Source organism: Dyella sp. GSA-30 (assembly GCF_027924605.1).
Taxonomy (GTDB): domain Bacteria; phylum Pseudomonadota; class Gammaproteobacteria; order Xanthomonadales; family Rhodanobacteraceae; genus GSA-30.
Window position 1 is genome coordinate 3,831,453 of the sequence record NZ_AP027042.1, and the last position, 25,053, is coordinate 3,856,505.

Consider the following 25,053-nt stretch of genomic DNA (forward strand, 5'->3'; position numbering starts at 1 on the left):
GCTTTCCTAAAGTGCAAGAGTGAACTTATACAAGCGACAATTCCGCGCTCTGGGAACGACGTTTGAGCCGGCCTGAAATCTCGCGCGCCAGTATCTCGATGAGCGGCGGCTTTACGATCGACAGATGGCTGCCACCGATACTCGTCACCTCAAGACGCCCTCCCAGCACATCGCGCCACCCGAACGTCACGTCTTCGCCCTCGTTACGGTCGGCGGCAAAGAATGTCACGGTAACTGCCGCCGGTGGCGCCGTGTATTGCTCGGCCGCTTTGCCGCCAGCTCGGTAGACAGCCAGGATTCGCCGTACCAGCGGCATATCCAGATGTTCGGGCAGCAGTGCTTCGCGCTGGCATAGGGAGATCATGGCGTCGATATCCTTGCTGTCCGCCAGTTCGGTTAATTCACCGTAAGCGGAATGCTGCCGCATATCGCGGCCCACCGGGTACAGGTCGACAACCCAGTGCATCAATGCACTGCATTCGTCGAACTCGGCGACATTTGCCGCACGTAGCTGAGCTCGCAAATAGGGGCTGCTGCCCGTATCGATCATGCCGACGAAGTTGACGGTCTCCCCCATCGCAAGCAGCTGATGGGCGATCTCATACGCAATCATGCCCCCCAGCGACCAGCCGGCGATGAGATACGGGCCCGAGGCCTGCACCTGCCGCATGGCATCCAGATAAGTGCGCGCCATGTCGACGATGCTTGCCTGAGGCGTTTCGCCCGCGGCGATACCACTCGCTGCCAGGGCATACACCGGCTGATCGGCATCCAGATACCGTGCCAGGTCGAACGCATACTGGACCTCACCACCAATGGGGTGAATCAGGAACAGCGGCGTCGCGTGGCCGTGAGGCCGAATGGGCACCAGGTTCGGATGCCGTGACGGCGGCTTGCTTGCATCGACAAACGCCGCCAGTGCACCCAGCGTCGGATGGGTGAACAGATGACGCAACTCCAAATCGATACCCGCTCGCTTGCGCAACTGAGACACCAGCTGCACCGCCAGCAAGGAGTGTCCGCCGAGCCGGAAGAAATCATCGGACACGCTGATGTGCTTCACCTTCAGCACATCGATCCAGATGTCGGCGATGATCTGCTCGGTCGGTGTCCGCGGGGCGAGGTGGACGGCATCGCTTTGCGTCAGGTCCGGCACGGGAAGCGCCTTGCGATCCACCTTGCCGTTTACCGTAAGCGGCAATGCTTCCAGGATCACATAGCTGCTGGGCAGCATGTAGTCCGGTAGCCGTTGTGCCAGGCCGGTGCGATAGGCCGCTACCTGTCCGCGGCCCTGCGACGGCACCACGTACGCCACCAGTCGCTTCTCGCCCGGGATGTCTTCACGCAGCATCACCGTCGCTGCCTGCACGTCGGCCAGGGCTGCCAGCTGCTGCTCGATCTCGCCCAGCTCGATTCGGAAGCCACGCAGCTTGACCTGATCGTCGCCACGACCCAGGAACTCCAGCTCGCCATCGGCCCGGTAACGCACCAGATCGCCTGTGCGATAGAGACGCGCTCCGGATCTGTCCGTGAACGGATCAGCGACAAAACGCTCTTCGGTGAGCGATGCACGACCGAGGTAACCCAGCGCCACGCCATCGCCACCGATATACAGCTCGCCCACGCTGCCCATCGGCTGCAACTGCATGCCCTCGCCCAGCACATACAACTGGGTATTGCCGATCGCCCGTCCGATCGGTGCCGCGACACCCCCAAGTGTCTCCAGCACCGCCGCGTCCGAGAGCGACCAGATGCTGCAACCCACCGTCGCCTCGGTCGGGCCGTACTCGTTCACGAAGGTTGCCGCCGGCAGCAGTTCGCCCTTCCAGCGACGTAGCGTCGCCAGGGTGAGCTGCTCGCCACCGATCACGATGCAGTGAGCTGCATCGCCTGCCGCTTCGGCACGATCCATATAGGACAGCGCTTCCAGATGGGCCGGGGTGATCTTGAACAACCAGGGCGCGCCTGAGGCAAACAAGCGTGCCGACAATTGCGGCAAGGTTCGTTCGTCATCGGCCAGCAGCACCATCGGCTTGCCCACCATCAGCGGGGGCAGCAAGGTCGTGACCGTCGCATCGAAGCCCAGCGGTGAACTTACCACCGAGCCGACGATGTCTTCGCCCAGGTACTCGCGTACCGCGTGCCACACGTAGTTCGACAACGAGCCGTGGGCCACCATCACACCCTTGGGCTTGCCGGTAGAGCCGGAGGTGTAGAGCACGTAGGCCATGCGGGTGGCTGAGGTCTGATTGTCCAGATTGTCGTCCGCATAGCTGCGCAACATGCCTGCATCACCGTCCAGGCAGAACACCGGCGAGTTCGGCAAGCGATCTCGTAGATGTTGCTGCGTCAGGACCACGGCCGGTTTGGCATCATCCAGGATCGTGGCCAGCCGCTCCGGCGGATAGGCCGGATCCAGCGGCACATAGGCACCGCCCGCTTTCCATACGGCCAGCATGCCGACGATCATCGCCACCGAACGTTCGACGCACAGTCCCACCAGCACGTCCGGTCCCACACCCTGCTCACGCAGATGACGTGCCAGACGATTAGCCTGGGCATTGAGCTCCGCGTAACTCACTGACGCGTCCTCGACTATCACTGCCAACTGGTTTGGCGTCCGTGCTACCTGTGCTTCGAACAACTCATGCAGCGCGTGGACATGCGGGTACGCCATGTCGGTGGCGTTGAAGGTAGCGACCAGTTGATGGCGTTCGGCCTCGCCCAACATGGCTAACTGACCGACGGCACGTTCCGGCTCGGCCACAATGGCCTGCAACAACTGCGTAAAGTGACCGGCCATGCGTTCGATCGTGCGCGCATCGAACAGCTCGGTGCTGTATTCGAAGCTGCCGTGCAAGCCATCACGTTCCTCGGTCAAGGTCAGCGTGATATCGAACTTGGCCAGGGCACTTTCATGAGCCAGCAGGTTCATCGACAGGCCAGGCAGCGCCAGTTCGTCCATCGGCACGTTCTGCAGCACCAGCATCACCTGAAACAGCGGCGAATAACTCGTGTGGCGTTCCGGCTGCAAAGCTTCGACCAGTTGCTCGAACGGCACATCCTGGTGGGCGTAGGCATCCAGCGTGTGCTGTCGTACCTGTTGCAGCAGGCTATGGAAATCGAGCGACAGATCGACCTGGGTGCGCAATACCAGCGTGTTGACGAAGAAGCCGATCAGGTCTTCGACCTCGGCGCGGTTGCGATTGGCGATCGGCGTGCCGATGCAGATATCGCTCTGGCCCGAATAACGGGCCAGCAACACATTGAAGGCCGCGCATAGCGTCATGAACAGCGTGCTCTGGGTTCGCCGGCTCAGCGCCTGCAGACCCGATACCAGCGTCGCTGGCAACTCGAACGGCAACGTCGCACCAATATGGCTCGACTGCGCCGGGCGCGGCCGGTCGGTCGGCAAGGCCAACAGGCTGGGACTATCGGCGAGCTGCCGCTTCCAATAGCTCAGCTGTCGCTCCAGCACATCGCCTTGCAACCATTCGCGCTGCCACTGGGCGAAATCGGCGTACTGGATCGACAGCTCCGACAACGGCGATGGCCGGCCCTCGGTGAACGCCTGATACAGCGCAGCCATCTCTCGAACGACCACACCCATCGACCAACCGTCCGAGACGATATGGTGCATGGTCAACAACAGGACATGTTCTTCCGTGTCCAGCCGCAACAAGGCGCCGCGAATCAGCAGATCCGCCTCCAGGTCGAATCGCGTTTGCGCCTCCTCCATCGACAATCGTTGGGCCTCGACTGCTCGCTCCTTTACCGGCAAGTCCGACAGGTCGCTGATAGCCAGCGGCAAGTCCACGCAGGACATGACCACTTGCACTGGCGATCCATCGTCGTCGGCAAAACAGGTACGCAGCGCTTCATGGCGACGCAGAATCTCGTTGAGCGTGCGGGCCAGGGCAACCACATCGAGATGCCCCTTCAGGCGCAGCGCCACCGGGATGTTGTAGAGCGCGCTCTGGCGATCCAGTTGATCCAGGAACCACAGGCGCTGTTGGGCGAACGACAAGGCCAGCGGCCTATCGCGATTTGCCCGCTGCAGCGATGGCGCGCCGCCTCCAGCCTCGGCGTCGACCATCTTGCGCATCAACATCACGATGGACGGCGCGTCGAACAAGGCACGCAAGGGCAATTCGACCTGCAGCGCGCGCCGTATCCGCGACATCAACTGCGTCGCCAATAGCGAATGGCCGCCCAGCGCGAAGAAGTCGTCGTGGATGCCCACCTTGTCCAGCTTCAGAACCTCCGCCCAGATACCTGCCATGATTTCTTCGGCTGGCGTGCGCGGCGCGACATAACCTTCATCGCTTCGCGTCATGTCCGGGGCCGGCAACGCGCCACGATTGACCTTGCCGTTGGGTGTCAGCGGCATACGATCGAGCGTGATGAAATAGCTCGGCACCATGTACTCGGGGAGCGTCTGCGACAGTATCGTGCGCAAATGCGTCTCGTCCGGCAGGGGTTGCCCGTCATGCGCAACCAGATAGGCGACAAGCCGCTTGTCACCCGCGTTGTCCTCGCGCGCCAGCACCACCACTTCGCTGGCAAGGGTCTGCAAGGCAGCCTCGATCTCGCCCAACTCGATACGGAAGCCGCGAATCTTGACCTGGTGATCGATGCGTCCCAGATACTCGATCTGGCCATCCGCCCGATACTGAACCAGATCACCGGTGCGATACATCCGCGCGCCTGGCATGGCACTGAAGGGGTTGGGGACGAACTTCTCCGCCGTCAGTTCGGGCCGTTTCAGATAGCCACGGGCCAGCCCGTCACCGGCAATGAACAACTCACCGGCGACGCCCATCGGAACGGGCTCTCCTTGGGCGTCGAGAATATACGTCTGTGTATTGGCAATCGGACGACCGATCGACACCGGCGTGCTCGAACCCTTCTCCACCAGCGTAAAGGTCGAATACGTCGTGTCTTCCGACGGGCCATACAGGTTGTAGATTTTCTCGACCGATGCCTGCCGATAGAGCGACTGCACCAGCGTGTTGGACAACGCCTCGCCGGCCAGGTTGACGACCTTCACCGACGCAGGGAGCGTCTTGTTCCGACGCACTTCGGCCATTGCCGAGGGCACCGTGTTGATCAGGGTGACCGGCAACGTGTCCGCGCGCTCCGCGAAATCGAGAATATTATCGACCAGCCAGGACGAACCGCCCCGGCTCAAGGGGCCGAAGATCTCGAAGATGGAAAGGTCGAAACAGATCGACGTCGATGCCAGCACCTTGTCGAGGCTGTCGCCGTCGAACGTAGCCAGTGCCCAATGAATAAACGTGACAGCATTGCGATGCTGGATCGCCACACCTTTGGGCTTGCCGGTCGACCCGGACGTGTAGATCACGTAAGCCAGATGGTCGCCGACAGCGACAGCCGCAGGATTATCGTCGCGGCAGCCGGCCAATAGCGCAGCGTCTGCATCGATGCAGAACACCGTCATGCCTTCCACCGGAGGCAAATCCGATAACAGATGCTGCTGCGTCAGCAACACTCGCGGCTCGGCGTCGACCAACATGGTCGCGATTCGCCCGGCCGGATAAGCAGGATCCAGCGGCACATAAGCACCACCGGCCTTCAGCACGCCAAGCAGGCAAGCAATCAGATCAGGCGTACGCGTCATGCATACCCCCACGAGCACATCCGGCCCGACGCCCAGGCTTCGCAGGTGATGAGCCAGCTGATTGGCTCGCCGATTGAGTTCGGCATAGCTGAGCGCGACGCCGTTGTGCATCAGCGCCATGCTGTCCGGTGTACGTGCTACCTGTGCCTCGAACAACGCCTGGAGGGTCTGCGTACGGTTGGTCTCCGTGGAGATCGTCGCCGTGTCGTTCCACGCATGCAACAGCCGATCCCGTTCCGCCGTCGGCATGACTTTCAGGCTTTCAATAGACGCCTCCGGGCTGGACTCCAGCGCATCGGCCAGGTGTTCCAGCACCGTGTGCATGTATTGGCACACCCGTCGTGCGCGCTCGCCATCCGATATCTGAACGGCCAGGCCAAATCCATCACCGGCGTCGTCTACCGACATCATGCAGGGATAATTGGTGCGCTCCTTGACGTTGAGCAGCTGCATGCCCGGCAGTTCTTCGGTCAGGACCGAGTCCGCGCCGACGTTATGGCGGTAGTTGAACAACGACGAGAACAGCGGCGTGGGCGCCACCACGCCGCTTGCGCGCTGAGCCAGCGCCAGCGATGCATGTTCATGGCGCAGCAGCTGGGTCAGCAGCACATGCGTATCGCGCACGCCATCGAGCACGGACTTCGTGCCCGTCTGTATGCATACCGGCAACGTGTTGATGAAGATGCCCAGTACCCGATCCGAACCTTCGCCGCTTTGCATGCGACCGAACAGCACCGTACCGAACACCACATCCTGCCGCCCCGAAAGCTGCGACAGCACTTGCGCCCATGCCAGATGCATCAGGCTGGCTGCGCTCACGCCCAACTTGCGCGCCAACTGGCGCAAGCGACGTGCCAGCGTGGGATCGACCTGTTGTTGTGCTTCGGCGATATCCGCGCCGTCGCCCTGTACGTTCAACAGGCCGAAGGGTGCGGTTGGTTCGTCGACCTGCGCCAGCATCGAACGGAAGAACGACTCGTGCTCCGCCTGGCTTACGCCGGACTGGGCCTGGGCCACGAAGTTGCGGAACGGCAGCGGCTCAGGCAACGTGACTTCATGGCCGTGCAGGATAGTTCTGAGTTCGTCCATCAACAGCTTGAGCGACGTATTGTCGTCGATCAGATGGTGCAACATGATCTGCATCAACCAACGGCCGTGCGCCCCATCCTCGGCGACAAAGCACCTGAGCAAGGGAGCCTGACGTACATCGAGGCGATAGTTCAGCGGGTTGTAGCGTGCCCGCAATTGCGCGGCTACATCGTCGTCCTGCACCAGTTCGACTTCTTCGAGGATCAGCGGAGCTCGCCGCCAGACCACCTGCATCGGTTCGGCCAGCCCCTCCCACGCGATGGCAGTGCGGAAGGCATCGTGGCGGGCAATAACCGTTTCCAGCGCCGAAGCGAACGCATCCAGATGGCCACGCGTTTCGAACGCCCAGAGCATCTCCATCACGTACGCATCGCGCTCCTCGGCCATCAGATGATGGAAGAAGATGCCTTCCTGCGCCGGCGACAGCGGATAGATGTCCTTGATATTGGCAGCACCTCCCGGCACGCCCGCTTCGATGGCAGCAATGTCCGCACCATCCAGCGTCGCCAGAGTCACCATGTCTGGCGTGATATGCGCGCACTCTTGCGGAATGCCATTGGCGGGCACCACGATGTCGGCACCACCTTTTTGCGTAGCCAGCGCCAGCGCCGCCACCGTCGGCTCGACAAAGAAGGTACGGATATCGACCGAAAGATCCACGCGACGCATCCGCTGAATCAGGGCAATGGCGAGCAGCGAATGGCCGCCCAAAGCGAAGAAGTCGTCATGGACACCCACCTTGTCCAGCTTGAGAACCTCCGCCCAGATACCGGCAATAATTTCTTCCGTCGACGTGCGCGGTGCGACGTATTTCTCGTCGTTACGCACCGTGCCCGGAGCCGGTAGCGCCTTGCGGTCGGTCTTGCCATTGGCTGTCAACGGCATCCGTTCGAGCATCACGAAGTGGTTCGGCACCATGTACTCGGGTAGTGTCCTGCCCACGGTTGCGCGTAGCTGCGCTTCATCCGGCAACGTTTGCCCCGTCCGTGCGACCACATAGGCGACAAGTCGCTTGTCGCCAGGCTGGTCTTCGCGCGCCAGCACCACTACCTCGCTTACCGCGGGATGATCGGCGATGCGCGCTTCGATCTCGCCCAGCTCGATGCGAAAACCGCGAATCTTGACCTGTTCGTCGTTGCGCCCCAGGTATTCGATACTGCCATCGGCCAGCCAACGGCCGACATCGCCAGTCTTGTAGAGGCGCGCCTGCGGATCATCGACGAACGGATTGGCCATGAAACGTTCGGCCGTCAGTTCCGCCCGGTTAAGGTAACCCCGCGCCACACCGGCACCACCCACATACAACTCGCCGGCCACACCGAGCGGTACCGGTTCGCGATGGGTGTCCAGCACATAGATCTGCAGATCGGGAATCTGACGGCCGATCGGACTGGGACCGGCACGATGGGCATCGGCTGGCTCGATCGGCAGATACGTCACGTGCACCGTGGTTTCGGTGATGCCGTACATGTTGACCAGGCGCGTCGCTGCATTGGCCGGTCGTTCGTACCATGGTTTGAGCGTGCTCAGTTCGAGCGCTTCGCCGCCGAAGATGACGTAGCGCAAGTGATGTGTCCTGGCGCTGTCGCCTTGTGCTGCGATCAGCTGACGGAATGCACTGGGTGTCTGGTTGAGCACCGTGACACCTTGCGTGCATAACAGTTCGTAGAAGTCGGAAGGCGAGCGCGTTACGCCCTGTGGAACGACGACCAGTTTCCCGCCATAGGCCAGAGCGCCCCAGATCTCCCACACCGAGAAATCGAACGCATAGGAATGGAACAAGGTCCACACATCGTCCCCGCCGAAACCGTACCAGTGGTCCGTAGCGGAGAGCAGCCGTACCACATTGCCGTGCGCGACCATGACACCCTTGGGTTTACCGGTCGAACCCGAGGTGTAGATGATGTAAGCCAGGTGATGTGGTTGCAGCCCGAGGGCGGCGTTATCGAGATTGTTCGCATCCGCATGCGCCCACGCGCCGGCATCGTTGCGCAGATCGATTACGGGTGCGGTCGAGGTCTGCAGGATATCTTGCACGGACTGCTGCAGGTTTTCCTTGCCGTCGACGATCACCGCGACCGGCGCGCTATCGGTCAAGGCGTAGCTCAGACGCTCGGCCGGATAGGTTGGATCCAGCGGCACATAGGCGCCGCCGGCCTTCAAAACCCCCAGTAACCCAACGATCATCGCTACCGAACGTTCCACGCACAGGCCTACCAGCACATCCGGCCCTACGCCCCGTTGGCGCAGGTGACGTGCCAGGCGGTTGGCTTGCGCATTGAGTTCCGCGTAACTCAACGAGACATCCTCGTACGTTACCGCGATCCGATCCGGTGTCCGCGCTGCTTGTGCCTCGAACAACTCGTGCAGCATCTGCATACCAGGCTGGACGCCCGCTGAAACCATGCCGGTGTCGTTGAAGATATGGAGCAGCTGATGGCGCTCGGCGTCATCCAGCATCGGCAAACGGCCGACGGCACAGCCAGGGTCTGCCACAATCGCCTGCAGCAATCGGGTGAAGTGACCGGCCATACGCTCGATCGTATGCGCCTCGAACAGCTCGGTGCTGTACTCGAAACAGCCGAACAAGCCCTCCTCGCCCTCGGTCAAGGTCAGCGTCAGGTCGAACTTGGCCGTGGCGCCCTTGCTCTCCAGCATGGTCATCGACAGGCCAGGCATGGCCATCTCGCCCATGGGCATGTTCTGCAGCACCAGCATCACCTGGAACAGCGGCGTGTAACTGGTGTGCCGCTCCGGCTGCAAGACCTCGACCAGTTGCTCGAACGGTACATCCTGGTGGGCATAAGCATCCAGGGTGTGCTGTCGCACCTGCTGCAACAGGCCGTTGAAATCGAGCGAGAGATCGACTTGGGTACGCAACACCAGCGTATTGACGAAGAAGCCGATCAGGTCCTCGATGTCGGCACGGTTGCGATTGGCGATCGGCGTGCCGATGCAGATGTCGCTCTGCCCCGAATAGCGGGCCAGCAGCACATTGAACGCAGCGCACAGCGTCATGAATAGCGTGCTCTGCGTCTGCCGACCGAGTGCCTGCAGACTGGACACCAACGCCGCCGGCAATGCGAACGGCAACGTTGCGCCGATGTGACTCGACTGCACCGGTCGCGGTCGGTCCGTGGGCAAGGCCAGCAAACTTGGGCTATCGGCCAGTTGACGCTTCCAGTAGCTCAGTTGTCGCTCGAGCACCTCGCCACGGAGCCAATCGCGCTGCCAGTGCGCAAAGTCCGCGTACTGGATCGGCAGCTCCGGCAGCGGCAACGGCCGGCCCTCCATAAAGGCTCGATACAGGGCGACCATCTCCCGCGCTACGACGCCCATCGACCAGCCGTCCGAAACGATGTGATGCATCGTCAACAGCAACGTGTGATCAACCTCTGTCAACCGGATGAGGCTGGCACGGATCAAGGGACCAGTGACGAGATCGAAGGGTTTGACGGTTTCCTCTTGCACGCGAAGCTGCAGCTGCGCCTCTCGCTCCGCAGGCGGCGAGCCGCTGAGGTCGATAACCTTCAGCGCTAGTGGCAAGTCCGGATGGAAGCGTTGCACCGGCTCATCGTCCACGATCGCAAACACGGTGCGTAGCGCTTCATGGCGGCGCACGATCTCGTTGAGCGTGTAAGACAGCGCATCTACATCGAGGCGGCCGGTCAGATGAGCCGTCACCGGGATGTTGTATATCTCGCGCCGGGCTTCGTATTGGTCGAGGAACCATAGCCGCTGCTGGGCAAACGACAGGGGGAGCGGCGCATCCCGTCCTATAGGCCGGATTGCCGAAGGCATTTCCTGTACGACCGCCAGAGCCGGAGCGGCCCCTTTTATCGTTGCGGCAAGAGCTTCTACGGTCGGTGCATCGAAGATCGCGCTGACCGGCAGTTCGACGCCGAACTCGGTGTATATCCTGGACATCAACTGCGTTGCCAGCAAGGAATGCCCGCCTAGCTCGAAGAAGTCATCGTCCATCTCGATGGAGGGGCGTCCGAACAACTCCTGCCAGATAGCGACCATCCGTTGTTCTTGGCTGGCTTCCAGCGCCGGGGCTTGCTCCTTGGGCAAGGTATGCGCGGGTGGCACGACGGAAGCCGAGGCATGAGGTCGAGTCGATGACAGACCCGCGGCGACAAGCGTGTCCGGGGCATCCGGATAGGGAACATCGGTCCAGTAGCGCTCTCGTGCGAACGGATACGTCGGCAAGCTGACGCGACGGGGTCGGGCCATGCCGCCTGCCCCATACAAAGCATTCCAGTCGACGTTAAAGCCTCTTACCCACAGATCGAGCAATTTGCCGAACTTGCCCTTGGCGGCCCAGGCGTGGACGGCGTCGTTTATATCCTCGTCGCCCGAGAACAGCGCCATGGCTTGGCGCTTGGCCTTGCCTCGGTACACGCCTTCGACGTCGGTCTTGCCCTCGGCATAGGCACGAAGTTTGAGTCGCAGGTCGTCAAGCGATTCAACCAGCAAGCCCAGCCGCTCCTCCATCACTTCACGACCCACCTGCAGCGTGTAGGCCACATCGGCAAGCGCCAGGTCGACGGGAGGCGCGATGACCGACAACAAGCGTTGCACCTGCTCCTGCAGTCGATCGGAGTCGCGAGCCGACAGTACGACCATGGCCGGACCATGTGCCACCCGGCCCGCTTCGGTCGGCACAACATACTCTTCGATCACCAGATGAGCATTCGCCCCACCGGCGCCGAATGAAGAGACGCCCGCTATCCTCGGGTACTCACGTGCTTGACCGTCAATATTCACCATCGGGCGCGGCCAATCGGCCAGGCTCCGCTGCACGACAAAAGGTGTGTCGGCGAATGGGATGTTCGGGTTGAGCGCATCGGCGTGCAGGCTCGGCACCAGCGCGCGGTGCTTCATCTGCATCACGACCTTGCTGATCCCCACGAAGCCGCTCGCGCTCTCGCTGTGACCGATGTTGGACTTGGCCGAACCGATGGCGCAGAACTGCTTGTCCTGGGTCCAGTTTCGGAATGCCCGGGTCAAGCCGGCGATCTCGATCGGGTCGCCCATATGGCTACCGGTGCCTTGCGCCTCCACATAGCTGACCGCACGCGCATCGACACCTGCACGCTCCAACGCGTCGCTCACCAGTTGTGCCTGCATGTTCGGGTTGGGCGTCATGTAGCCATGCGACTTGCCGCCCGAATTGATCGCGCTGCCCTTGATCACGCCATAGATATGATCGCCATCGGCAACCGCGCGCTGCAGCGGCTTGAGCACAAGCGCACCCACGGCCTCGCTATCCACAAAGCCATCGGCATCGGCGGCAAATGGCTTGCATTGGTTGTCGCTCGACAACATGGTCAATGCCGACAGACCGATCATGTGATCCGGCGTAACGAGCAGATTTACCCCGCCGGCAATAGCCACTTCGCTGTCGCCGCTGCGCAGGCTTTCGATCGCCAGATGCACCGCCGTCAGCGACGACGAGCAGGCGGTATCGACCGCCATGCTGGGACCCTGGAAGTTGAGCAGATAGGAAATGCGGTTGGCGATCGACCAGAAGCGTACGCCGGTGGCGTAGCTCTCATTCAGGACGCCGACGAATGTGCCGATCTTTCTGCTCTGGCACAGGCCCTCCGGCGTATAGCCGGCGTCTTCGATACTCGCGTAGACCTCCTGCATGAACAGCCGTTCTTGCGGGCTGATCAGTCGCGCTTCGCCAGGCGTGATGTTGAAGAACAGTCGATCGAAGCAATCGGCGTCATCGAGCAGGCCGGCCCATTTGCTATAGGTCTTGCCGGGCTGCTGCTTCTGTTCGTCGAAAACCAGGCTGTTGTCCCAGCGTTCCAGTGGTACTTCGGAGACGCTGCTACGTCCCGCGACAAGGTTGTCCCAGAACTGATTGACGTCGGCAGCACCGGGGTAACGCCCGGAAAGCCCGATGATCGCGACGTCGAACCGTGTGGCGGCCGCAGGAGCACCTGCCTGCACCGCACCGGACCGTTTCCAACCGCGTGTGCGGCGGAGCTTCTGCGCCGGCACCGGTGCCGATACCGGCACTGAGGTCGCCGCCACCGTAACGGTGGCGGGAGATGCACTACGCACCACTTCCAACTGCGGTGCCAGCAATATCGCGTGTTCGCGCAGCAAGTAATCGACCAGGCCAGCCAATGTCGGATACTCGAAGAAGATCGTGGGCTTCAGTTCGAGTCGATATTGGCGATTCAGGGCGTTGCCGAATTCGGTCAGCGTGATGGAGTCGAAACCGTATTCCATCAAGGGCGTCTCGCCATCGATGTCCTCCGGTTTGACCTTGATCAGCGAAGAGACCGTCCCGACAAGTGCACGCTTGAGTTTCTCCGGCAGCGTCTGATCGGCCTGGCTTGTCGTCGCATCGCGCTGATCGACCGCGGCAACCGGCAATGCCGGGGCAGCCTCCTGCGGCTTGCCCAGCAGTACGTGACGGATGCGCGTGGCTTCACCGGCAACGACCACAAGCTGGTTCAACCCACTGGCCATCGCCTGTTTCAAGGCCCGTACGCCACTGTCGCTCGCCAAGGCCTGCATGCCCAATTGCTGAGCCAGCATGTCACGCGTGGCGGCATCCACCTGCATGCCACCCTCATCCCATAGCGGCCAGTTCACCGACAGCGTGCGCCCGTGACGCAGACCCTGCGCGACCAGATCGCTGCGATGGTGCGCGAAGGCGTCCATAAAAGCATTTGCCGCCGCATAGTCGGCCTGCCCCACATTGCCCAGGGCGCCAGCTATCGACGAAAAACAGATAAAGCAATCCAGCGCCATGTCACGGCTGGCTTCGTCGAGATTGAGGGTGCCGGTCACCTTGGCGCTCAGCACCTCGCGCAGCTGTTGCTGCGTTTTCTTGACGATAAAACCATCCCGGACCACGCCGGCACTGTGGATGATACCGTCCAGGCTCTCGAACTCTTCCGGAATGCTGCGTACCAGCTGCGTCAAGGCAGCCGCGTCGGTGACATCGACGGCGTGATAGCGCACGACGGCGCCGAGCGTTTCCAGTTGGCGAACATTGGCCTGGATGCGATCGTTCAGCGCAGAACGACCGGTCAGGATCAGCACAGGATTCCGAACCTGGCTTGCTATGTCGCGCGCAAAGATCAAGCCCAGGCCACCGGCGCCGCCCGTGATCAGGTAAACGCCCTGAGACTTCCACGGTGAGCGCGCTTCGCCCGCTTCCGTGTATTCAGCCCAGCCAGCAACCTGGCGCTCTCCATGGACGTAACGCACGTATTGCGCATCGCTACCGCGGTTTTCCAGCACTGCCTGGACGATGTTCTGACCTGCCTCGACACAGACAAGCTGACCGGTAATATTCGGATTTTCCAGCTGCGCGGTGCGCAACATGCCCGCCAGACCCTGCAGCATGTCTCGATCACGCACCACGACCTGCAGCAGCCGCTTTCCGGACTGCCCATTCAACATCTGCAGCTGTTCCAGCAGGACATTCGCCGCTGCACCAAAACGTCTGGCAACATCATTTTCAGCCGTCAACCGCACGCAAACTACGCCCGGTAATTGACGTTCCACATCATCGGCGTCCACACCCAGCAGCACGACATGCCGCACATAGCCAGGATCGGCTACTTCAGCGGCCGAAAGCGGATTCCACGCAGGGCGGAACAACAGTGTCTGGCTCAATGTATCGGCCGCGACCCTCGGTTCGGCGGGCCGCTGCGCGACAGCAGCCGTCATCGGCCTCAGGCTGAAGCGCCCGAAGCGCACGCACACCTTCCCATGCTCGTCGCAAAGATCGATATCGAGCTGCTGCACCGCGTCGCCCGATTTGCTGCCGGCGCTATGGCGCACCACGGCCCACATTGACGACGTGCACGGATGCAGCACATCCAAGGTACCCAGGGCGAACGGCAACATCGGCGTCAACTCGATCGCCGGGCCTATTTGTAGACCCAGCGTCGCTTGCAGCGCCGCATCCAGCAAACTCGGGTGCAATCCATAACCCTGCGTCGGAGCCGATTCGGGCAACACAATGCGAGCCAAAGCTTGAACCGGCCCGACAAGCAGGTCACTCAGCCCCTGGAACGTCGGGCCATAGCGCAGACCCATCTGCTCGAACAGTGCATAACACTGGGGACCATCCAGACGAGAAACGACACACTTCTCCCGTAGCGCAGCAAGGTCGTGCAGCGTAGAAACCACAGGATTGCCGTTCGCGATCACACCCTGGCTATGGATCACCGGCTCGCCATCTTCGCCGTCGCTATAAATCTCGAACGGCAGTTCACCGCTGTCTTCGGGATAGAGCGCGATATGAAGATCCAACCCGCTGCTGCCAACGATGATTGGACGTATCCAGGCGATGTCTCGCAGTTGCAGTCCGTTATCTTCGCCGAGCGCTTCGCGCGCCGCGCAACGCGCCATTTCCAGTTGGGCCACACCGGGCAGGATGTGTGCACCGCGTACCACGTGATCGGCCAGGAAAAACTCCTCACCGGTCAGATGCGTGCTGAAACGAAGCCCGGCCACATCGGAAGTGTTCCGGTGCAGCAGCGGGTGCAATGCCATGCCGGCAGCGGATGGGACAACCGCGCGCTCGTCGCCCGTCTGTATCCAGTAGCGTTCACGCGCGAACGGATAGGTCGGCAGACTTATGCGGTGCGGCCTGGCACTACCGTAGAGCTTCGCCCAATCGATCGACAGGCCCTTGACCCAGACATCGAGCAGCTTGCCAAGCTTGCCTTTCGCGATCCAGGTGTCGACCGCGGTGGCGATTTCCTCGTCGTCTGCAAAGGCGGACAATACTTCCCTGGTCCGTTTCGCTTGTCCCCGATACAGCTCATCAATCCCAGTTTCGCCTGCTACATAGGCACCGAGCTTTTCGCGCAGCTCCTCCAGCGAGCTCACCATCAATGCCAGGCGCTCGTCCATCGCCTCGCGACCTACCTGCAACGTATAGGCCAGGTCGTGCAGCCGCAGCGTAGCGTCTTCCTGTCGCGTGGCCAGGAACGTGCGCAGCCGATCCACTTGCTTGCGCAGTCGCTCCTCGCTGCGGGCCGACAGCAATACCAGCGCGGGGCCAGTGCTGAACGCGGCAGCTTGCAGCTGCGGCTCGTATTCTTCGATCACCACGTGCGCGTTCGCACCGCCCGCGCCGAACGAAGAAATGCCCGCGGTTCGTGGATAGGCCCGCTTCACGGCGCCCTGCTCCAGTATCGGTCGTTCCCATGGCGACAGTGTCTGCTGCACGACGAACGGCGTGGCCGCGAAATCGATATTCGGATTCAACACACTCGAATGCAGGCTCGGCGCGAGTTGTCGATGCTTCAACTGCAGCAGCACCTTCGTCACGCCCGCGATGCCGGCCGCGCTTTCGCAATGCCCGATATTTGACTTGGCCGAACCGATCGCACAGAACTGACGGTCCTGCGTCCACTGGCCGAACGCCTTGCTCAAGCCCGCGATTTCGATCGGATCACCGAGGCTGGTGCCAGTACCGTGCGCCTCGATATAGCTGATCGAGCGCGCATCCACGCCACCTTCGCGCAGCGCACGCTCGATCACCTGCGCCTGTGTGTTCGGATTCGGCACGGTGTAACCGTTGGTCTTACCACCATGGTTGATGGCGGTTGCCTTGATTACCCCGTAGATATGGTCGCCATCGGCGATGGCCTGCGAAAACGGCTTGAGCAGGACCGCACCCACGCCTTCGCCCGGCACGTAACCTTCGCCACCTTCGCCGAAACTCTCGCAGCGTCCCTTGCCGGAGATGAACTTGCCCTGGGCCAGCATCAGGTACTTGTTCGGATGAATCGACACGTTCACACCGCCGGCGATAGCCACGGCGCAGTTCCCACGTTGCAGACTCTGGCAGGCCAGGTGGATTGCCGTCAGTGACGAAGAGCACATAGTGTCCAGCGCCAGGCTGGGGCCGTTGAAATTGCAGTAGTACGAAATGCGGTTGGCGATGGACGCGGCAGTGTTGGACACCGACACATTCTGTCCGCGCGCCTGTGCCTGCGCTCCGTACAGTTGGTATTCCTCATACATCACACCGACGAACACGCCAACGCCGCGCTCCTCGGCCACGTTGTCCCGGGTATAGCCTGCGTCCTCCAGGGTGGCGTGCACGCATTCCAGGAACAGCCGCTCCTGCGGATCCATCAACTCCGCTTCGCGCGGAGATATGTTGAAGAACAGCGGGTCGAACTTGTCCACCTCATCCAGGAACCCGCCCCACTTGCTGTACGTCGTCCCCAGCTTGCTGCGATCGGCGTCGTAGTAACGGTGCCAATCCCACCGCTCCGGCGGGATCTCCGTGATGCTGTCCTTGCCTTCGCTCAGGTTTCGCCAGAACGTCTCCACATCCCCAGCCTGTGGATAGCGCCCCGCCAATCCGATGATCGCGATCGCATCCTGCGCAGGTTGCACATGACGCGATGCAAAGCGCGATCGGTTTTGGAGGATCGAGGTACCCCTCCTCTGGTTAACGGGTTTCGCCGCGGCTACCGGTGCGGCAACGATCGCCTTCTCGCCAAGCAGGTCGAGCAATATGGCCTGATGCTGCTTCAAAAAGTAATCGGACAGCGCTGCAAGCGTCTGGTATTCGAAGAACAAGGTCTTCGGCAGCGAGCCAAAATCCTTTTCCAGCTTGGCAGTCAGATCCATGATCATCACGGAATCGATGCCGTAAGTATCCAGCTGCGCGCTCGTATCGATCTTGTGTGCCGGCAATTTGAGCGTTGCCGACAAGGTGCGTGCCAGATGGCGTATGGTCTTTTCGCGCAGGTCTTCCGATGTCCGTTCCGTGTTATCGGTCTCGACGACAACGGTAGCGGGTGCCACCGGTGCATCCGCCATCGAAAGCGTCGCCTTGAGACGATGCAGCAAGCCTTCGACCACCAGAACCTGGGAGGAATCGCTCCTCAATGCCTGTGCCAGCGCCGCGGTGCCAGTGGCCGTGGGCAATGGTGCCATACCGATGTCCCGCAACAGATACGAGCGCGTGGCGTCGTCGACCTGCATGCCACCTTCGGCCCATAGCGGCCAATTGATCGACAGCGTGCGCCCCCGGCGTCGGCCCCGACCAACGAGGCCACTGCGGTAATGAGCAAACGCATCCATGAATGCATTGGCTGCCGCGTAGTCTGCCTGCCCCACATTGCCGATCGCGGCGGTAATGGAGGAGAAGACGATAAAGCAATCCAGCGCGATATCTGCACTCGCCCCGTCCAGGTTCAGCGTGCCGGCTACCTTCGCACTGAATACCTCATGCAACTGCTGCCGGGTCTTCTTGATCAGGAAGCTGTCACGCAGGACTCCGGCGCTGTGGATGATCCCGTCAAGGCTTTCGTACTCTTCCGGAAGGCTGTGCACCAGCTGAGTGATAGCCGCCTTGTCGGCGACGTCGACTGCGTGATAACGCACGACGGCGCCCAGGGTTTCCAGCTCGCGTACCTTGACCTGGATACGTTCGTCCATGACCGATCGCCCGGTCAGGATCAGCGTAACTCCCTTCGCCTGTCGCGCGATGTCGCGCGCGAAGATCAACCCCAAACCGCCTGCGCCGCCCGTAATCAGGTAGACCCCATGTGCCTTCCACGGTGCAACCGTCTGCGTCGCCTCCGGCAGCTCCGCCCAACCGCTGACCTGACGCATCCCATCGGCATAACGTATATGCACCGCAAGACTGTCGCGATTCTGCGCCAGCGCTTGCGCCACATCCTGACCCGTTTCGACCTCGATAAGCTGACCGACCAGACGCGGGTTCTCCACCTGCGCCGTACGCAGCATGCCGCCGAGGCCGGCTAGCAGAGCGCCTTCGCCCTCGCGCGGCACAACCAGCTGGATCAGATGTTGTCCAGGCTGGCTGTTCAAGCCCTGGAGGAGTTCCAGCAGCGTGACGGCTGCCGCTTCGTAGCCTTGCGAAGGATCACCGCCAAAAGGTAGACAAATCGCTTCCGGCATCTGCGCCTGCAAGCGATCCGCGTCGTCTGGATTCACACCGCACAGCAAGACTCGGTGCTGAGCGAACATGCGAACGGCAGCATCATTTGTGATGGGTTGCGTAAACCAAGACGGACTCACCAACAACGTCTGCAAGGCCTTGTCCGACCCGGTGACACCCGTCGTCAAACGCAGTTCGAGGCGATTGAAGCGCACACATACTGCCCCCTTGTCATCGCAAAGGTCGATATCGAACATTCGCGACGTACCGCCCATGATGTCGCCAGCGCTATGTTGCACAACTGCCCATGCGGGAGTACCAGGCGTCAACACCTGCAGCGATCCCAGCGTGGCAGGCAGCCACAGCGCATTCGCCTCATCGGCCGCCAGCATCAGCCCCAGCGTGGCCTGCAGCGCCGCGTCCAGCAGGCTGGGATGCAGAACGTAATCTTCTTGCGTCGCTTGAACAGCCGCCGGCAGTACGATCTTTGCCAGCGCATGCTGCGGGCTCGCGTGCAGCTCGCTCAAACCCTGAAAGCCGGGGCCATAGTCCAGGCCAAGGGTATCGAATGCGGCATAGCACTGCGCAGCGGCCATGGACGAGGTGCATTGCTCGCGCAAGGCAACAAGATCGTGCATTGTCTCGGCGACAGGCTGCGCATCATCAATGGCAACCACCGACCCCTGGCTGTAGATCACGCTATCGCCGTCTTCGGCATCACGATAGATTTCGAAACGGATCGAGCCGCCTTCTTGCGGCATCAGGGCAATATGCAGGTCAAGCCCGTCCGTATCCACGACCACCGGACGAAGCCAGGCGATGTCCAATAACTGCAGCGTGCATTCGTCTTCGATCGCTTCGCTCACGGCGCAACGCGCCATCTCCAGTTGCGCCACGCCGGGCAGGATGCGTGCGCCACGTACCACGTGATCGGCCAGGACAAATTCGTCGCCGCTGAAATGCGTGCTGAAGCGCTGCACCGAGAAGCTCGATGTGTTCCGATGCAGCAGCGGATGCAGCGTCTTGTCGATGCCCGATGCGCTGAGTGGACGATCGTTGCCGACCTGTATCCAATAGCGTTCGCGCGCGAACGGGTATGTCGGCAGGCTGATCCGGCGCGGCTTCGTCTCGCCATAAAGCTTTGTCCAATCGATCGACAGTCCCTTCACCCATAGATCGAGCAGCTTGCCCAGTTTGCCCTTGGCCATCCATGCATCGACGGCGGCGGTCATGTCCTCGTCGCCGGCCAGCGCACCGAGCGCCCCCTTTGTCTGCTTTACCTGGCCCCGATACAGTTCCTCGATACCCGTCTCGCCGGCGCCATAAGCACTCAGTTTCGTACGTAGTTCGGCCAGCGAGCCGACGACCAGGCCCAGCCGCTCCTCCATGGCCTCACGTCCTAGCTGGAGCGTGTAGGCGAGGTCCAACAAGTCGATAGCTGCATCCGAAGTGATGGCTTCAAGCAGCCGCTGTACTTGTTCGCGCAGCCGGTCTTCATCGCGAGCCGACAGCACGATCAGGGCCGGCCCCGGTATCGCCCGCGGTACGGTAGCTGCAACGTACTCCTCGATAACGACATGCGCATTGGCACCGCCCGCACCGAACGAGGAGATGCCTGCGATGCGCGTGCCATCTCGCGCCGGCCTCGGCCAGGGCGCGAGCTCCTGCTGCACCACAAAGGGGGTACCGGTAAAGTCGATGTTCGGATTGAGCACGCTCGAATGCAGGCTCGGTGCCAACTGGCCGTGCTTGAGCTGCAGCAGCACCTTGGTCACACCGGCAATGCCGGCAGCACTTTCGCAGTGGCCGATATTCGACTTGGCCGAACCGATCGCGCAGAACTGCTTGTCCTGCGTCCAGCCTCGAAACGCCTTGGACAATCCGGCAATCTCGATCGGATCGCCCAGGCTGGTGCCGGTGCCATGCGCTTCGATATAGCTGATCGAACGCGCGTCGACGCCCCCTTCGCGCAAGGCTCGCTCGATCACCTTGGCCTGAGCATTGGGATTCGGCACCGTGTAACCGTTGGTCTTGCCGCCATGATTGATCGCAGTGGCCTTGATCACCCCGTAGATATGGTCGCCATCGGCAATCGCTTGCGACAGCGGCTTAAGCAGCACTGCGCCCACACCTTCGCCCGGCACATAGCCTTCGCCACCTTCACCGAAACTCTCGCAGCGGCCCTTGCCGGAAATGAACTTGCCCTGGGCCAGCATCAGGTACTTGTTCGGATGCACCGACACATTCACGCCACCAGCGACCGCTACCGAGCAATCGCCACGTTGCAGACTCCGGCACGCCAGATGGATCGCCGTCAGCGACGACGAGCACATGGTGTCCAGCGCCAGGCTGGGGCCATTGAAATTGCAGAAGTACGAAATGCGATTCGCTACGGATGCAGCACTATTGAGCATCGCAAGGTTGTTCCCCCTAGCCTGCTCCTGCGCTCCGTAAAGCTGGTACTCCTCGTACATCACGCCCACAAACACGCCGACGCTACTGTCCTCGGCCACGTTTTCACGGGTATAGCCGGCGTCCTCCAGCGTGGCGTGCACGCACTCCAGGAACAGTCGTTCCTGCGGATCCATCAGCTCCGCTTCGCGTGGCGAGATATTGAAGAACAGCGGATCGAACAGGTCGACGCCGTCGATAAAGCCGCCCCACTTGCTGTACGTCTTGCCGGTCTTGCTGCGATCCGCGTCGTAGTAGAGCCCATGATCCCAGCGCTCGACGGGAATCTCGGTAATGCTGTCCTTACCCTGGCTCAGGTTGGCCCAGAACTGTTCGAGATTGGCGGCCTGCGGATAACGTCCCGCCACACCGATGATGGCAATCTCGCCGACGTCCTTGCCTGCCATCGGGCTGAAACGTTCGATATCGCCGAACTGGGCGCTCGCCTGTTGAAAGCCACGCTCGTTAGTGCCAAAGCGCGGGCGGCGTGAGGCTGACGTGGTAACGACCGGCACGTCCTGCTCGGAGGGCGATGCAGGTTCGGGCGCATCGTAAGGAGTATCACCGAGTACTTCGCTCAGGCGCGCACGGTGGTTTTCCATGAAATGGCCAGCCAACGCTGCAATCGTCTGATATTCGAACAGCAACGTCTTGGATAGAGGACCGAAGACTTCTTCCAGGGTTCGGGTCAGGTCCATCACGAGGATGGAGTCGATGCCGTAGGCCTCCATTTGCGCGCGTGCATCGATGCTATGAGCCGGACGCTTCAGTGCGCTCGACAGCAACCGAACGAAGTAACGTATCGCCTTTTCCTGCAGTTCGTCCGTCGGCGCGCTCGATGTGAGCGCTGCCCGTACCACCTCATCGCGCTGCGGCGAAACCGCTTGTACCGGCTCAGCAGATTCCTTTTGCCCCGCGGTGCGCGCACAAAACTCGCTCAGTCGAGCACAGACCACACCCGTGTCGTCGCATAGATCGATATCGAATTTCTGCAGAACATCAGCCGAGGTTGAACCGGTACTACGACGTATCACTGCCCACATGCTATCGACGCAAGGACTCAGGATATCCAGCGAGCCCAGTGCGAACGGCAACATGGACGTTGCCTCGTTCCAGTGGCCGGCATCATGAGCCTGAAAACCAATCGTCGCCTGCAGTGCCGCGTCGACGACGCTGTGATGAAGAACATAGCCCTCGTGGATAGGCTTGATTGCGTCAGGCAACGTAATCCGGGCCAGTGCCTGTCCTTGCCCGATGAAAAGTTCGCCCAAGCCACGATGCGCTGGGCCATAGTTCAAACCCATACGGTCGAACGCGGCATAGCATTCGGTCGCATACAAATGCGCTTGCGCACATTGCTGACGCATGACGTCGAGGTCGTGCGTTTCCCTGGCACCGGATGTCGTATCGATCAGGCGGACGACTGAGCCTTGACTATAAACCTGGGCTTCATCGCCATCCGCGTTGTCGTAGAGCTCGAAACTGTATTCGCCGGCACGTTCGGGGAACAGCGCGATATTCACATCTAGCGGTTCGGAACTGCCCACCACTGGACGAAGCCACACGATGTCTTTCAGGCGAAGCTGGCCGTTGGCGGCAATCGCATGGGCCGCCACGACACGTAGCATCTCCAGTTGCGCAGCGCCCGGCAGCGTAGGCACACCTTGCACCACGTGATCGGCGAGAAAGCTTTCCTTGCCGGTAAAGCGGCTGCTAAAGCGCAAGCCCGCCATCGTCGAGGTATTGCGATGCACCAGCGGATGTATTGCAGCCGGTGCCGACGCTGACAACCAGGGCTTGGCCTCGACCCAGTGCTTTTCCCTGATAAACGGATAGGTTGGCAACGCCAGCCGGCGATGCTTGCCCACCTCGTGCAGACTCGCTCCATCGATCGCCTGCCCGTCGACCCACGCCTGCGCGATGGCGTGCAGATTTCCATCGATCAGTGTCACGGGTTCGGTTTGAGCGAGCTTCTCCGCCGACAGCTCGCCGACGAAGACACCTTGCGCCTGCCCCGTCAGCCAGTCTTCCAGCTGCGCCTGCAACGCCTCGAACGAATCGACCACCAGGGCGAGGCGCGCCGCCATCGCCTGCCGCCCCACCTGAAGCGTATAGGCGAGATCAGCCAAGCTGGCATCACGCATCTCCGGCGAGGCGATGGCCACAAGCAACTGCTGCACCCGTTCGCGCAACACTGCCATCGTCTTGGCGGACAACACCACCAGAACCGACTCGGGTGCCGCTTCGCTTGGGGTGGCCTCGACGGGCTCGACATACTCCTCGATCACCACGTGCGAGTTCACGCCACCGAAACCGAACGAACTGATACCGGCACGGCGCGGCAGGGCTACGCCGCGGTCGTCGACCTTGGCCGGCCACGGTTGCGCCTTGTCGACAATGAAGAACGGGCTGTCGTCCAGCGCGATACGCGGATTGAGTTTCTGATAATGCACCAGCGGCGGAAACGCCTGATGCTTCATGCACAGGATCGTCTTGATCATGCCGGCCAGGCCGGCCACCGATTCGAGATGCCCGATATTGGTCTTGACGCTGGCGATACCGCAGGCCTGTTCGTTCAAGACTTCGCCGCGATCGGCCGCGACGCGAGCGAAGGCCAGCTTCAACCCCTCCACTTCGATCGGGTCGCCCTTGGGCGTGCCGGTACCGTGCGCCTCGACGTAACCGATACTGCTCACGGGCACATCGGCCTCACGCAAGGCCGCGGCAATCACGTTCGACTGTGCCAGCGAACCGGGATAGGTCACCGTGCGGGCACGGCCACCGTGATTGACCGCGGTGCCGCGTAGCACCGCGACGATCCGATCCTTGTCGCGGATCGCCGTGGCGAGCGGCTTGATCAGCACCATCGCCGCGCCTTCGCCGCGCACATAGCCATTAGCGCGCTCGTCGAAGGTCTTGCAGCTGCCGTCCGGCGACAGCATGCCGGTCTTGGAGAATGAAATGAAATGCGTGGGACTGCACAGCACGCTCACGCCACCGACCAGCGCCTGGTCGCATTCGCCACGACGGATGGCGTGGGCTGCCTTGTGCAGCGCGACCAACGAACTGGAGCACGCGGTATCGATCGGCAGGCTCGGGCCGTGCAAATTAAAGAAGTACGAGATGCGGTTGGGAATGAGTGCGGTGTGCGTGCCTGTGGAAACATGGCCTTCGATGGCATCGAGGGCGTGCCTCAGGTGGTCTTCGTAGTCGAAGTTGAATACGCCGATATAGACGCCAGTATTCGTGCCGCTAAGTACCTTGGGATCGTAGCCCGCATCTTCCATGCACGCCCATGCCTGCTCCAACATGATCCGCTGTTGCGGATCCATCACCTGGGCTTCGCGCGCCGAGATGCCGAAGAAGTCCGCGTCGAAATACTCCACGCCGTCGACAAAGCCGCCCCACTTGCTGACCGACTTGTTCGTATCGCGCCCGTCGGCCGAATAGAACGCGTCCTTGTCCCAGCGGTTTTCCGGCACCTCGCTGATGCTGGACAGGCCGTTGCACAAGTTTTCCCAGAATGCCGCGTAGTTGTCCGCGCCCGGGAAACGGCAGGCCATACCGACGATGGCGATATCGCCTCGATCGACACGGGGATCGCCAACCTCCTCACCAACGGCCTGCGACGGGATTTCCTGAGGCGGAATCTGACGGTCGTTCATGATCGTACCTATCCTGTGGTGTGTTCTTCGGACACTGCTTGCATCGATCTTGCGGTAGCCGGCTTTGTTCATCGGCCAAGAGGGCGAATCGGAGCGGAGCTATCGATTTTTCGACTTTTTCTTATGTGTGAGATCGTCGGTCTAGACATCGCCGCCTATTGCGTACACAGCTCCGTATCGTCGCCAGATGGAGACATGAGTTGGGGCGATTGAACCGGCGTATAGCCCGCACTTCAGTGACGTCGCTATCGCCGCGGCAAAAGACCTACATGCCGCCTCGCCGTTGCGAGCCG

At 61.5% G+C, this 25,053-nt stretch carries 1 protein-coding gene; it reads right to left on the reverse strand.

Annotated features, from left to right (window positions below):
- Positions 1-25: 25 nt before the first annotated feature.
- Complete coding sequence (locus tag QMG46_RS16385) at positions 26-24,760, reverse strand: non-ribosomal peptide synthetase (protein WP_281848915.1); 24,735 nt, start codon at positions 24,758-24,760, stop codon at positions 26-28.
- Positions 24,761-25,053 lie beyond the last annotated feature (293 nt).

Bases quoted from the DNA above. Each gene is read 5' to 3' on its own strand.
- QMG46_RS16385 (WP_281848915.1), bottom strand. From the start codon at position 24,760: ATGAACGACCGTCAGATTCCGCCTCAGGAAATCCCGTCGCAGGCCGTT.